The organism is Xanthomonas sp. AM6 (genome assembly GCF_025665335.1).
Classification (GTDB): domain Bacteria; phylum Pseudomonadota; class Gammaproteobacteria; order Xanthomonadales; family Xanthomonadaceae; genus Xanthomonas_A.
This window is the reverse complement of sequence record NZ_CP106869.1, coordinates 251,483-264,089: the sequence shown is the minus strand read 5'-3', so window position 1 is coordinate 264,089 and position 12,607 is coordinate 251,483. Positions and strand designations below refer to the sequence as shown.

11 protein-coding genes are annotated in these 12,607 nt (G+C 72.6%); 1 reads left to right on the top strand and 10 read right to left on the bottom strand.

The genetic code is table 11. From position 1 onward, the window contains the following. Positions 1-8: 8 nt before the first annotated feature. The 8 genes from OCJ37_RS01095 to OCJ37_RS01060 all read right to left on the bottom strand — a co-directional run bounded on the left by OCJ37_RS01095 (position 9) and on the right by OCJ37_RS01060 (position 8,660). Positions 9-2,081, bottom strand: a complete 2,073-nt coding sequence (locus OCJ37_RS01095; RefSeq protein ID WP_263111823.1) for a tetratricopeptide repeat protein — start codon at positions 2,079-2,081, stop codon at positions 9-11. Positions 2,082-2,153: 72 nt separating this feature from the next. Continuing rightward, positions 2,154-3,143 carry a YheT family hydrolase gene (locus OCJ37_RS01090; RefSeq protein ID WP_263113542.1) on the bottom strand — a complete coding sequence of 330 codons (990 nt, stop codon included), beginning with the start codon at positions 3,141-3,143 and terminating at the stop codon, positions 2,154-2,156. Between the two features lie 70 nt (positions 3,144-3,213). Further along, the gene (locus OCJ37_RS01085; protein WP_263111822.1) at positions 3,214-4,008 is read right to left on the bottom strand and encodes a lysophospholipid acyltransferase family protein; all 795 of its coding nucleotides are present in this window, start codon (positions 4,006-4,008) and stop codon (positions 3,214-3,216) included. A gap of 396 nt (positions 4,009-4,404) precedes the next feature. Continuing rightward, the gene (locus tag OCJ37_RS01080) at positions 4,405-4,824 is read right to left on the bottom strand and encodes a hotdog fold thioesterase (RefSeq protein ID WP_263111821.1); all 420 of its coding nucleotides are present in this window, start codon (positions 4,822-4,824) and stop codon (positions 4,405-4,407) included. A 112-nt stretch (positions 4,825-4,936) separates the two neighbouring features. Beyond that, positions 4,937-6,934 (bottom strand): phospholipase D family protein, encoded by a 1,998-nt coding sequence (locus OCJ37_RS01075; protein WP_263111820.1) that lies wholly within the window; start codon positions 6,932-6,934, stop codon positions 4,937-4,939. Continuing rightward, positions 6,931-7,545 carry a YceI family protein gene (locus OCJ37_RS01070; RefSeq protein WP_263111819.1) on the bottom strand — a complete coding sequence of 205 codons (615 nt, stop codon included), beginning with the start codon at positions 7,543-7,545 and terminating at the stop codon, positions 6,931-6,933. The genes OCJ37_RS01075 and OCJ37_RS01070 overlap by 4 nt, the downstream gene beginning before the upstream one ends. Next, on the bottom strand, positions 7,536-8,012 hold the full coding sequence (locus OCJ37_RS01065; RefSeq protein ID WP_263113541.1) for a SixA phosphatase family protein: 477 nt from the start codon (positions 8,010-8,012) through the stop codon (positions 7,536-7,538). Before OCJ37_RS01065 ends, OCJ37_RS01070 begins: the two co-directional genes overlap by 10 nt. Positions 8,013-8,027: 15 nt before the next feature. Then, complete coding sequence (locus OCJ37_RS01060; RefSeq protein WP_263111818.1) at positions 8,028-8,660, bottom strand: nucleotide-binding protein; 633 nt, start codon at positions 8,658-8,660, stop codon at positions 8,028-8,030. 123 nt (positions 8,661-8,783) lie between these two features. On the opposite strand from OCJ37_RS01060, the gene OCJ37_RS01055 reads away from it, so the two are divergent. Further along, entirely contained in the window at positions 8,784-10,277 is a 1,494-nt protein-coding gene (locus OCJ37_RS01055) for an AAA family ATPase (RefSeq protein WP_263111817.1), read from the top strand. A gap of 96 nt (positions 10,278-10,373) precedes the next feature. On the opposite strand, the gene OCJ37_RS01050 is transcribed toward OCJ37_RS01055, so the two are convergent. Together OCJ37_RS01050 and OCJ37_RS01045 are read right to left on the bottom strand one after the other, a co-directional pair. After that, a complete protein-coding gene (locus OCJ37_RS01050; protein ID WP_263111815.1) occupies positions 10,374-11,288 on the bottom strand; it encodes an AEC family transporter in 915 nt (304 codons plus the stop codon). A gap of 662 nt (positions 11,289-11,950) precedes the next feature. Beyond that, on the bottom strand, positions 11,951-12,559 hold the full coding sequence (locus OCJ37_RS01045; protein WP_263113540.1) for a tetratricopeptide repeat protein: 609 nt from the start codon (positions 12,557-12,559) through the stop codon (positions 11,951-11,953). Positions 12,560-12,607 lie beyond the last annotated feature (48 nt).

The window sequence follows — 12,607 nt, the reverse complement described above, 5'->3', positions numbered from 1 at the left end:
GTGGGGGATCAGGTTTCAGCGTACCCAAGCCGCACCGCGACCGGGGTGAGCAGCGCGAAGGCGGCCGCCAGCGGTTCGGCGTAGGCGCGCCAGTGCCCGGCCGGCAGGCGCGGCGGGCCGACCGTGGGCACGCTCGGGAAGGGGATGCCGAAGGCCTGCTCCAGCGCCGCCGCCACCGCCGCCGGGTCGGCCTCGATGCCGTCCAGGCGCAGCAGCCGGTGCGGATACAGGTCCTGTTCGTGCAGCTCGGCGACCTGGGTCAGCAGCGCCGCCAGCCACTGCGCGCCGGTCTCCGGCGAGGCCAGGCCCAGCGGCGTCGGCGCGCCGTTGGCCAGCCAGTCCAGCAGCATGTCGCGCGGATCGCGCAGCGCGATCAGCAGCCGCCCTTCCGGCAGCTGCGGGCGCAGCGCGCGCAGCAGCGCGTTGTCCCACCACAGCAGCCAGTCGACGATGTTGCCGTCGTCGATGCCGCGCGCCGGCAGCTGCGCGCGCCACTCGGCGACCAGCGCCGCGCCGTCGAGTTCGCCGCTGTCGAGCTCGGGAACGGTGCGGTAGCGCTGGAAGCCGTCGGTCGGCGGCTGCGCGCCGAAGCGGTCGTTGCGCAGCACCTGGCTGGCCGCGCCCATCACCGCGACCAGCCGCTCCACGCCGCTGCCCGGCGCGCCCCACACGAACAGCGGGCGGGCGCGCATCTGCGGATCGATCTGCGCCAGCGCCGGCCACTGCGCCGGGGCCTGGCCCAGCGGCGGCAGCGGCAGCAGGTGCGGCAGCTGCTCCTGCTGGAACGTCAGCCAGGTCGCCAGCGCCTCGGCCGGACGCCCGGCGGCGTCCTGCACCGCCGCCAGCCACGGCCGCACCCGGGTCTGCTCGTTCTCGGGCAGGCGCAGCATCAGGCCGCGCACGTGGCCGATCGCCGCGTCATGCTCGCCGCGCTCCAGCAGCGCCTCGACCAGGCGTTCCTCGCCGCTGATGCGGCCCGGTTCCATCGCCACGATGCGTTGCGCCACCGCTTCGGCCTGCTCGCTTTCGCCGGCCATGTCGTGCACCCGCAGTTGCGCTTCCAGCGCCGGCACGTGGGTCGGCATCGCCGCCTGCCAGCGCGCGATCAGCGCGCGCGCCTCGGCGCCGCCGACCGGCTCCAGCGCCAGCCGCGCCAGCCACAGGTCGTGCGCGTCGGTGGTGGTGGCCAGCGCCGCCTCCAGGGTGGCGCGGGCGTCGTCGACCGCGCCCAGCCGCTGCCAGGCGATCAGCGCCGCGTGCAGGGTGCGGCGGTCGGCCGGCGCGGCGCCCAGCGCGCGCCGCAGGTGTTCCAACGCGTCGTCCGGGCGCCCGGCCTGCAGCGCGTATTCGCCGGCCAGCCGGCGCATGCCGGCGGTGTCGCTGACCGGGTCGGCGAGCACCGCGTCCAGCGCCGCGATCGCGTCGTCGAGCCGGCCCTGGCGGTGCGCCAGCTGCGCGACCAGCGCCATCAGCGCGCTGGTGCCGCGGGTCAGCGCGGCGACGCGGCGGAACGCGGTCTCGGCGAAGGCCAGGTGCTGCTTCTCCAGGTAGGCGAAGCCCAGCGCGTACAGCAGCCGCGGATCGTCGGGCAGCGCCTTGCTGGCGCGCGACAGCAGCGCCAGCGCGCGATCGGCATCGCCGCGGCGCAGCGCCAGCATGCCGTCCAGGCCCAGCAGTTGCGGATGCTCCGGGTCCAGCCGCGCGGCGGTGCGGCTGAGCCGTTCCACTTCGTCCAGGTCGCCGCGGCCCAGCGCCAGGTGCGCGCGCATCACGTAGGCCAGGAACTGGTTGGGATCCAGCGCGGCGGTGCGCGCCAGCGCGTCCTCGGCCTGGGCCAGGTCGTTGGCGCCGAGCAGCATGCCGGCGCGCAGCAGGTGCAGGCCGGCGTCTTCCGGCGCCAGCGCGATCGCCTGGTCGATGCTGGCCAGCGCGGCGGCGGTGTCGCCGTTCTGCTGCTGCGCCAGCGCCAGCCAGCGGTGCGCCTGCGCGTCGCCGGCGGCGTCGGCCGCCCAGGTCTGGGCGATGCGCAGCGCGTCAGCGTTGGCCTGGCGGCGCAGGGCGTCGAGAATTTGCTCTTGCATGAGGGTCCGGCTCTGGGCAAACCGGCATTGTAGCGGGACGTTCCGGCCGGCCCGCGCCGGCGCACGCCAGGATCAGCCGGGCAGGCCGTCGGTCAGGCGCTCGGCCACCCAGCGCTCGGCGAACCCGTCGCCGCGCGCGTTCTCGATGAAGCCGCAATGCCCGCCCCAGCGCGCGATCTCCAGCCGCGCCGGCGGCGGCAGGCGCCAGCTGCGGAAATCGTCCAGCGGGATCACCGGGTCGTCCTCGGCCATCAGGATGTCGGCCGGCACGCTCAGGCCCAGCAGGCGATCGCCGGCGATCGAATAGCTGTCGAAATACGCGTCCAGGCTGGCGAAGCCGGCGTGGCGCTGCGCCAGCCAGGCCATCAGCTCGCGCATGTCCAGCGCCAGCGTGGCGTCGTCGTAGCCGTGCCGCTCGGGGAACAGTTCGCGCTTGCGCAGCAGCGATTCGCGCCACTTGCGGCGGAAGTACCAGTCGTAGAACTGCGGGCCGTTCTCGATCCGCTGCATGGTCTTGGCCGGATCCAGCAGCGGGCACACCGCCGCCACGTGCTGCAGCGGCAGGCCGGCGGCCGGCGCGCGCAGCGCCAGGCGCAGCGCGAAGTTGCCGCCCAGCGAATAGCCGGCGGCCAGCAGCGCCGGCGCCGGGAAGCGCCGCCACAGGTCGGCGGCGGCGTTGACCACTTCGTCCAGGCGCTCGGAATGGAACAGGTCGACGTTGAGGTGGTGGGTGCCGCCGTGGTCGCGGAAATTGAGCCGGAACACCTGGTAGCCGCGCGCCAGCATCTGCGCGGCGGTCAGGCGCATGTAGCTGGAGTCGGCGCTGCCTTCCCAGCCGTGCAGCAGCAGCACGGTGCCGCGCGGCGCGGTGTCGGCCGGCACGCTCAGCCAGCCCTGCAGGCGCACGCCGTCGCCGCCGTCGAGGATGTGCGAGGTGGTGGTCGCGCCGCTGGCGGCGAGCAGCTGTTCGCCGCGGCGCACGCGCAGCGCGCTGGAGCCCAGCACCGATTGCAGGTGCGGGTTGCGCAGCCAACGCGGGGGGAGGTAGTCGGCGGCATTCATCATCGGCAGCGAGCTTGCGCCGGGCGATTGGAGCAATAGGTCAAATCGCCCGGGCCGCAGTGTTCCATGTTCAGCGTTGCGCCATCGCCGCGATGATGCGCGCGCGCGAGATTTCGGCGATGCGCCGGCGCCCTTCCACGTCCTGCAGCCGGATCGGCTCCAGGAAATGCACTTCGGCCACGCGCCCCGGCTCGCCGAGCAGGCGCAGGAAGTTGGCGAAGAAGCTCTCGTGCGGGCCGAACGCGACGACGGTCTGCGCCGAACCGCCGGCGCCGTAGCGCAGCGCCACCGGCTGCACCGCCACCTCCGCTTCCACCGCGGCCTGGAAGATGCGCGCGTGGAACGGGCCGACCTCGTGGCCGCCGCGGGTGCGCCCTTCCGGGAACACCCCGACCGAGCGCCCGGTGCGCAGCCGCTCCAGCATCGCCTGCAGCACCCCGCCCAGCGATTCGGTATTGCCGCGCTGGTGGAAGATGGTCTGCCCGCGCGTGGCCAGCCAGCCGACCAGCGGCCAGCCGGCGATCTCGCGCTTGGCGACGAAGCCCATCATGCGCTGGCTGTGCAGCATCACGATGTCGATCCAGCTGACGTGGTTGGCCACGAACAGCACCGGGTTGGGCAGCGGCGTGCCGACGCGGCGCACGCGCAGGCCGAAGATGCGCAGCAGCCAGGTCGACCACCAGCACACCACGCGGTCGCCGAAGGATTCGGTGCCGGCGCGGCCGGGCGACAGCGCCATGCAGGTCAGCAGGAACGGCAGCGACACGAACACGTGCAGCGCCAGCAACGGAACACGGTAGCCGTAACGGACCCAGCGCAGCGCCCCACCGTGGTGGCGCGTGGCGGGTGGGGAGAACTCGCTCATTCGGACAAGGGTACCGGAAGCCGGGAGGGAAGCACCCTATTGTGTCAGCATGAAGACGGTTGCGGCTGAGGATGCGTTAACGGGCTGTCGGCGGCCCGGACCCGAACGCGCCGGCCACGCCCGGGCACCTGCACTGCCGGACGCGGCGTTGCCGCCGCTGCCAGGGCCGGCCGTCGGCCCATCGGTCGCAACCGGCCAAGGCGACGGGCCGACCGCGAACGGGCTGCATGGCGCAGCGCCGACCGGTGCCGGGTCGATCCGCACGGCGCCGCCTGGCGGCAAGGCAAGCGGCCGGACCGCGCCTGCGCCCGGGGCAGTCGTCGCGCGGCGCGGCTGCTCCGTCGCCCGCATCCGCAGCAGGCCTACCTCGCTGCCGGATCGGAGTTGACCCGCGTCCTAGGTGCGCGCGATCACCGCCAGGGTCAGCCGCGACACGCACACCGGCTTGCCGGCCGCGTCCTCGATGCGGATCTCCCAGACCTGGGTGGCGCGGCCCACGTGCAGCGGCCGCGCGGTGCCGGTGACGGTGCCGGCGCGCGCGGCGCGCAGATGGTTGGCGTTGATCTCCAGCCCCACGCAGATCCGGTCCGGTTCCACACACAGGTTGCCGGCGCTGCTGCCCAGGGTCTCGGCCAGCACCACCGAGGCGCCGCCGTGCAGCAGCCCGTACGGCTGCAGCGTGCGCGCATCGACCGGCATCGTCGCGCGCAGCCAGTCCGGCCCGGCCTCGGTGAAGACGATGCCCAGGTGCGCGATCAGGGTGCCGCGGGCGGCGGCGTTGAGGGCATCGAGGTCGACGGAGTCGCGGAAGGCCATTTGTGTGTGTCCGGGATTGGGGATTCGGGATTCGGGATTGGCAAAAGCGGGATTGTCGGCGCGAGGGACCCGCTCTGCGAATCCCCCAATCCCGACTCCCCGATCCCGGCCTTCAGAGGATCGGGACCAGTCCGGAGCCGAACGCCGTCAGCATCCGCACCAGCAGCCACTTCGGGCCGACGTTGACCTCGGGGAAGTCGCCGACCGCGCTGTAGCAGCGGTGGAAACCGGGATCGCGCCGGGTCAGCGGCGCCGGGCAGTCCGGGCCGGGCTGGAATTCGTAGTTGGTGGCGTAGCGCCATGGCCAGAAATCCAGCACCGGCAGCGCCTCGGAGGCCTTGCCCATGCTGTAGTTCAGCCCCGACAGTACCGGCGGCTTGATCCGCGGCGCCACCGTCCACGAATTCTCCGGCTCGATGTCGCGGCCGATGCTGGCCGCCAGCGCCTGGGCGAACGCCGGATCGTCGATGATCACCGCGCCTTCGGTGTTGTAGGTCTCGCTGCGCGGATCGAAGTTGTGGGTGCCGATCACGCCGATGCGCCGGTCCACCACCAGCGACTTGGCGTGCAGGCCCATGCGCGCGCCGTCGCGGGTCACCGGCAGCGGCCGGTTGGCCACGCGGCGGCTGAGGAACGAGGGCCGGGTCTCGGTGCGCAGCACGCGGCGGTCGACCGCGCTGCCGTCGCCGCGGCGGCCGTCGCCACTGCCGCCACTGCCGCTGCCGAGCACCGCGCTGCGGCCGCTGCGCGCGTTGCTGCCGGCGGCGCTGCCGCCGATCAGCGGGTTGCGGCCGCCGGCCTCCTCGCTGCCCGGCAGCTGCAGCGGCGACGGCAGCAGGTTGGCGTAGTCCACCGGCGCATCGAGCGGGAACGGCTTGTACTCGTAGATGTCGAAGCCCATCTCGCGCAGGTTGCGGCGCTTGTACTTGTACGACAGCGCGTAGACCACCGGGTTGTCGGTGGCGGCCAGGCTGTTGGTGGCCACGATCACCTTCGGCGGCTGCGCGCGCTTGCGCAGGTCGCGGAAGATCTGCTGCGCCGGGTCCGACAGCACCAGGTACGGGGTCTGCAGGATGATTTCCTGCTGCGCCTCGGCGATCAGCCTGTCCAGCCTGGGCGCGGTCGAGATCGCCTTGGGGCCGTGTTCGCGGCGGTGCTTCTGCGGCAGGTCGGCGACGTAGTCCACGTGCCTGACCGGCAGCGCCGGCAGCACGAAGGCATCGGCGACGAAGGCCGGGTCGGCGGCCTCCTCGCTGACCCGCTGCACCCGCTCCGGGCGCAGGAACTGCGCCGGCGGCATCGGCGGCACGCCGTCGCGCAGCAGCAGCTTGCCGACGTCGTTGAGCCGCGCCACCGGCACGCTGCGCCGCGCCGCCCAGTAGGCGTCGAAGTTGGCGGCCATGCTCCGCGCCACCGGCCCGGCCACCAGCACGTCGCGGTCGCGGAAGTTGTACTCGCTGTCCCAGTCGTAGTAGTCGTCCTGGTAGTTGCGCCCGCCGACCACGCCGATCGCGTCGTCCACCACCAGCAGCTTGTTGTGCATGCGCTGGTTGAAGCGGCGGAAGCAGCACAGCACGCTGGCCGCGTAGTGCATGTAGTTGGGCTTGGCCAGGCCGAAGGTGGGGTTGTAGATGCGCAGCGAGAAGTTCTGGTGCGCGCCGGCCAGGGCGCCGAGGATCTGCAGGTCGGAGATCGCCGAGAGCTGGTCGATCAGCACCCGCACCTGCACTCCGCGCCGCGCCGCGGCCAGCAGTTCGTCGATCACCAGCCGCGCGCTGTCGTCCTTGTCGAAGATGTAGGTCTGCAGGTCGATGCTGCGGCTGGCGCTGCGGATCAGGTTGACCCGCGCCACCAGCGCTTCCTCGCCATGGTCCAGGATCGTGGCGTAGTGGTGCGGGGCCTGCTCGGCGGATGCGGCGAAGGCCTTGCCGGCCAGTCCGCGCAGCGGCGAGGCCAGCGCGCAGCGGTCGGCCTGGGTGCAGTCGACCTGGTGGTCGCGCGCGGCCTCGGCGATCGCCACGGCGCGGCCGTGCTGGGCCTGCGACAGGCTCGCGCAACCGCTGCCGAGCAGCATCGCCGCCAGCACCAGGACCCGCAGCAGTGAGGTCACGGAGCGCCCGCCTCCGTCAACCGTGCGCGCAGCACGAAGGTGACCCGATCGCTCAAGGCCAGATCCCACTTGTCCATTCCATAACGTCCACGCAGAACCGTACCGCGGCTGATCACGTCGCAATCATAGCCTGGACGGGCACAGGCGGACGGCATCATGGTCAGCGTCTCGGTATGGCTGATCCCGCGGATGTTCAGCGTGCCGACCACGGCGCCGCCGCTGGTCAGCAAGGTCGGGGAGAACGGCTGCGAATCGAACGACACGGTCGGGAAGCGCGCCGCGTCGAAGAAATCCTCGCCGCGCATCCAGCCGGTGTAGCGCGGCTTGCCGGGGATCTGCACGTAGGCGGTGAACAGGCGCAGGCGCACCTGGTGGCGGCCGTCGCGCAGCATCTCCACGGTGCCCTCGAAGCGCGGGAAGAAGCCCTCGATGCGCTGCCCGAAGCGGGTGCGGATCTCGAAGCCGAAGCGCGACTGCGCCTGGTCGAAGGCGTGCTCGCCCGGCGACAGCGGCGGCGCCTGCGCGCTGCCGCACACCGGCAGCAGGCAGGCCGACAGCAGCGCCATGCACAGCGCCGGGCGCAGGCGCCGGCGCGATGCGTTCAGGGCCACCAGAACGCGGTCAATCGGGCCACGCCCGGCTCGATCGCCGCCTCCTGCGGCACGCTCAGCACCACCACGCTGGCGGTGGGCATCCCGCGGTAGTCGCCGGACTGGCCGCTGTGCATCAGCGCCGCCAGCTGCTCCAGGCCCGGGTTGTGGCCGACCAGCAGCAGCCGCTCAACGTCGCGATGCTCGTCCAGCAACGCGGCCAGGGTGCCGGAAGTGGCCTCGTAGACCCGCGGCTCCAGGCGCTGTTCGACGTAGCCGGTCAGCCCCAGCACCGCCTCCAGGGTCTCGCGCGCGCGCCGTGCCGGCGAGCACAGCACCCGGTCGGGCACCAGCCGCTGCTCCAGCAGCCAGCGCCCGGCGGCCTCGGCCTCGGCCAGGCCGTGCGGCGACAGCGGCCGGTCGAAATCGGCCTGGCCGGTATCGGCCGGTTCGGCATGGGCATGGCGCAGCAGGATCACTTCACGCAGCACGATCGTCATCGGTCAGGCCTTCTTGAGCCACTTGAGCAAGGGTTCCCAGTCCTGCTGGTGATCGCGGACCTGGGCGGAACGGTAGTCGAACAGGCTGCGGCCGAGGCCGACCAGCACCACGTAGGCCTGGCTGTCGCGCAGCTGCGCCAGCACCGGGTACGGCCAGCCGCCGAGCATCTCCAGCGCCTGCTGGGTGGCATGGGTCCACGGCTTGCTGCGGTTGATCACCAGCCCCACCGGCAACTTGCGCTGGTGCACCCGCGGCACCTTGGCCAGGGTGTTGAGGAAGCCGACGGTGGCCTCGATGTCCAGCGCCGAGGGCATCACCGGCACCACCACCGCGTCGGCCTCGTCCAGGAACTGGGCCAGGTCCTCGGCCATGGCGCCGGCGGCGCCGTCGATGATCACCCGCTGCGCGTCGTCCGGCAGCGCCGCGCGCCAGTTGCGCTTGCGGCTGGCGTCGATCGGCAGCACCGCGCTGTCCAGGCCGGCGCGGCGCTCGGCCCAGCGGGTCGAGGAGCCCTGGGGATCGGCATCGGCGAGCACCGTGCGCTTGCCGGCCAGCGCGTAGTACGCGGCCAGGTGCGTGGCGACGGTGGTCTTGCCCACGCCGCCCTTGGAGCCGGCCACCAGGATCGTCTTCATGCGCGCCTCGCTTCCGGAAGAAGAGGCCGCAGCGTACACCGGCCCCCCGTTGGCCGGTAGTCAATGCGTGGCAGCCGGGCCGGCGCGTTGCTATCGTGGCGGCCCCACGGCAACGGACCGCCCATGAGCGAGCTGCAGGACCTGACCGCGCTGATCCGCGCCAACACCCCCCTGATCGTCATCGAGACCCAGGAGGAGGCGCGCATCGTGGCGCTGTTCCGGCAGGCGCTGATGCAGGTCTGGCGCGCGCTGTACCGCTGGTCGATCACCGAGGGCATGCGCCGCATCGACCTGGACCGGGAGGACGAGCCGAGCGGCCCGCCCGACGCCAGCGCGGTGCTGCAGGCGATCAAGCAGGCCGACCAGCGCGGCATCTACCTGCTGCTGGACGTGGTGCCGTACCTGGGCTACGCCAGCCACCAGCGGCTGCTGCGCGACATCGTCGAGCGCCGCCACTGCCAGCCGCACGTGCTGGTGCTGATCGGCGCCAAGATCGAGCTGCCGGCCGAGCTGGAAGCGCTGGCCACCCGCTTCAACCCGCGCCTGCCCGACGCCAACGCGCTGCTGAAGATGGTGCAGGAAGAGGCGGCCGGCTACGCGCGCGAGTTCGGCGGGCGCCGGGTCGAGGTGGACGGCGAGGCGATCAAGCAGATCCTGCGCAACCTGCAGGGGCTGAGCCTGATCGACGCGCGGCGCATCGCCCGCCAGCTGATCTACGCCGACGGCGCGCTCAACGCCTCCGACCTGCCGCAGCTGGCCAAGCTCAAGTTCGAGCTGCTCAACCGCAGCGGCCACCTGCACTACGAATACGACGCCACCCGCTTCGCCGACGTGGCCGGCGCGCGCCGGCTCAAGCGCTGGATCGAGCAGCGCCGCGCGGTGTTCGCCGGCAGCGCCCCGCCCGGGCTGGACCCGCCCAAGGGCGTGCTGCTGCTCGGCGTGCAGGGCTGCGGCAAGTCGATGCTGGCCAAGGCCACCGCGGCCGGCTTCGGCGTGCCGCTGCTGCGCCTGGACTTCGGCTCGCTGTACGACAAGTACCACGGCGAGACCGAGAAGAACCTGCGCGGCGCGCTGGCCGCGGCCGAGCAGCTGGCGCCGTGCGTGCTGTGGATCGACGAGATCGAGAAGGGCCTGGCCAGCGGCGGCGAGGACGGCGGCGTGTCGCGGCGCGTGCTCGGCTACCTGCTGACCTGGATGGCCGAACGCGGCGCCCAGGCTGGCGCCGGCGGGGTGTTCATCGTCGCCACCGCCAACCAGGTGCACGAACTGCCGGCCGAGCTGCTGCGCAAGGGCCGCTTCGACGAGATCTTCTTCGTCGACCTGCCCGATGCGGACACGCGGGTGGAACTGCTGCGCCTGCACCTGGCGCGGCGCGCGCTGCGCGAGGACGACTTCGCCCTGCCCGCGCTGGCGGCGGCGGCCAACGGCTTTTCCGGCGCCGAGATCGAGCAGGCCATCGTCTCCGGCCTGTATGCCGCGCACGCCGAGAGCCGGCCGCTGGACACCGAGCTGCTGATGCAGGAGATCCGCGGCACGCGGCCGCTGTCGGTGGTGATGGCCGAGCAGGTGCAGGCGCTGCGCGAATGGGCGCGCGAACGCACGGTGCCGGCGGACTGAGCGGCCAAACGGGCGTCGATCCCTGTGGGGCTCGATCCCGACGGGGACATATCGGTAACGCCCGGTCGGGGTTGAAACCCCTCCTGCAGAAGGGCGCTAGCCCAGCGCCCCGAGCAGCCACGCCCAGGCCGGCAGCGTGGCCAGCGACAGCAGGATGCCGTAGCCGACCAGCGCCGCCGCCAGGCGCGGCGCCAGCCGGTGCGAGATCGCCAGCGCGGCCGCGGTGATCATCGTCGGCATCGCCGATTCGAGCACGTTGGCCTGCAGCGCCTGCCCGCGCAGGCCCAGCGCCCACGACAGCGGCCAGGCCAGCGCCGGCAACAGCAGCAGCTTCAGCAGCAGCCCGGCGGCGAGCGGCTTCAGCTCCTCGCGCGGCAGCCGCAGCTGGATCGAGAACCCCACCGCCAGCATCACCAGCGGCAGCATCGCATCGGCCAGGTGCTGCAGGCCCGAGGCGATCCACGCCGGCGGCTGCGCCGGCATCAGCGTCAGCGCCAGGGCCAGCGCCCACAGCGGCGGAAACCTCGCCATGCGCAGCAGCGTCTGCCGCGGCGACAGCGGGGTTTCGCCGCTGTAACGGGCCAGCACGTACAGGCCGAAGCTGGACAGCAGCACGAAGGTGCCGAACTGGTCATAGACCACCGCATACGGCAGCGCCGCCTCGCCCAGCAGCGCGCGCACCATCGGATAGCCGATGAAGCTGGAGTTGCCCAGCGCCACGCACAGCAGCAGCACCGCATGCTGGTCGCGGCGCAGGCGCAGCGGCCGGCGCAGGGCCAGCACCGCGAGCACGGTCGCGCCGGTCAGCAGCCACGGCGTCAGCATCACCCCGAGCAGGGCGACATCCAGCTGCAGGCGCGGCACGTAGATCAGCACCGACGCCGGCAGGCACAGGTACAGCACCACACTGTTGAGCACTTCGGTGGTGTTGGCCGGCAGCGCGCGCAAGCGCGCGAACAGCATGCCGAGCGCCAGCATGGCCAGGATCAGGGCGAACGCGTCGAAAGCCATCGATACAACAGGAGTCTGGCGGGTACGGCGCCATCATCGCATGCGGTGTGCGGCCGGGCCGTGGCCGGGCACCTCGTGCGCCGATGCGCTGCTTGGCTGTGCCAGCGCATCCGGCTGCACTGCGTCGCGACTGAAGTCGCTCCCACAGTTGCGTCCCGGCCCGCTCGCCACGGGCCTTTGGCCTGCGCGCGGGATCATCGCTGCGATGTGCGGAGCCGTGGCCGTGCTCGCCGCGCCGCCGGGCGCGGCTTGGCTGCACTAGCCCACGGAGCCGCGCCGTGCCGCGACTGAAGTCGCTCCCACAACATTTCCGGCCACTCGCCATGCCTCCTTGTAGGAGCGGCTTCAGCCGCGACCGGCGAAGCGAAGGCCTTTCAGCCGCAGTGCGCGGTTGAGACCTGAAACTCTCCACAGCGCAGCCAGCCCCTCGCCGCAGCCCCTTGTGGGAGCGACTTCAGTCGCGACGCGCGCAGCATTGGATCTGCGGCGTCGGATACCAGGGCCGAAATCCCTCCTGCAGTGCACCGGGCTGGCCCGCTGCGCATCCTGCAGAGCAACTTTCGGCGGCCTTCAACCGCAACCGACCCGGTCGCGGATTTCCGATGCACTACGCCATCAGGAGCGTCGCCTGCTCCGCGCCACGCCGCGCAAGCACCCGCGCCTCAGGGCCACGCCGGCGGCTTGGCCTGCCATGCGGCCTGCACTTCGCCCAGGGTGGCGCGTTCGTCGTCGCGCCAGGCCGGCAGCAGCTTGGCGAAATCGGCGCCCGCCCCCCACTGCTCGGGCCAGGTGCGCACGGCGGCGGCGTACCACTTCACCGCCTCGTCCTTGCGGTCCAGCCGCCACAGCACCAGCGCCAGCGTCGGCGGCACCCAGTCCGGCGCCGCCGGGCGGCCGTTGACCAGGCCGCTCCATTGCGCCAGCGCGCGCGCCGGGTCGCCGGCACGCAACAGGTCCCAGCCGTAGTTCCACTCGACCTGGCGGCGCTGCGCGCCGGCGGTGAGCGACCGCAGCGCCGCCTGGTACAGCTCTTCGCCCAGTTCGCGGCGGCCGCCGGCCATGGCGATGGACGCCAGCTGCGCGCGCGCCTCGGCCGCGTTCGGATCGCGCTGCACGGTGCTGGCGAGGCGATCGACCAGCGCATCGCCGCTGCCGGCGAGCGCGGTCACCGGGCGCGTGGTGGAACGGTCCTGGTCGAAGTAGAACTCCTTCGGCGCCGGCAGGGCCTGCGCCTGCGCATCGACCGCGGCCACGCTCACCCAGGCCAGCATCGCGGCCAGTGCGTATTTATGTGCATTCACTGCTGACAACCCCTTGGA

Bases quoted from the DNA above. Each gene is read 5' to 3' on its own strand.
- OCJ37_RS01095 (WP_263111823.1), bottom strand. From the start codon at position 2,081: ATGCAAGAGCAAATTCTCGACGCCCTGCGCCGCCAGGCCAACGCTGAC.
- OCJ37_RS01090 (WP_263113542.1), bottom strand. From the start codon at position 3,143: ATGAATGCCGCCGACTACCTCCCCCCGCGTTGGCTGCGCAACCCGCAC.
- OCJ37_RS01085 (WP_263111822.1), bottom strand. From the start codon at position 4,008: ATGAGCGAGTTCTCCCCACCCGCCACGCGCCACCACGGTGGGGCGCTG.
- OCJ37_RS01080 (WP_263111821.1), bottom strand. From the start codon at position 4,824: ATGGCCTTCCGCGACTCCGTCGACCTCGATGCCCTCAACGCCGCCGCC.
- OCJ37_RS01060 (WP_263111818.1), bottom strand. From the start codon at position 8,660: ATGAAGACGATCCTGGTGGCCGGCTCCAAGGGCGGCGTGGGCAAGACC.
- OCJ37_RS01055 (WP_263111817.1), top strand. From the start codon at position 8,784: ATGAGCGAGCTGCAGGACCTGACCGCGCTGATCCGCGCCAACACCCCC.
- OCJ37_RS01050 (WP_263111815.1), bottom strand. From the start codon at position 11,288: ATGGCTTTCGACGCGTTCGCCCTGATCCTGGCCATGCTGGCGCTCGGC.
- OCJ37_RS01045 (WP_263113540.1), bottom strand. From the start codon at position 12,559: ATGCTGGCCTGGGTGAGCGTGGCCGCGGTCGATGCGCAGGCGCAGGCC.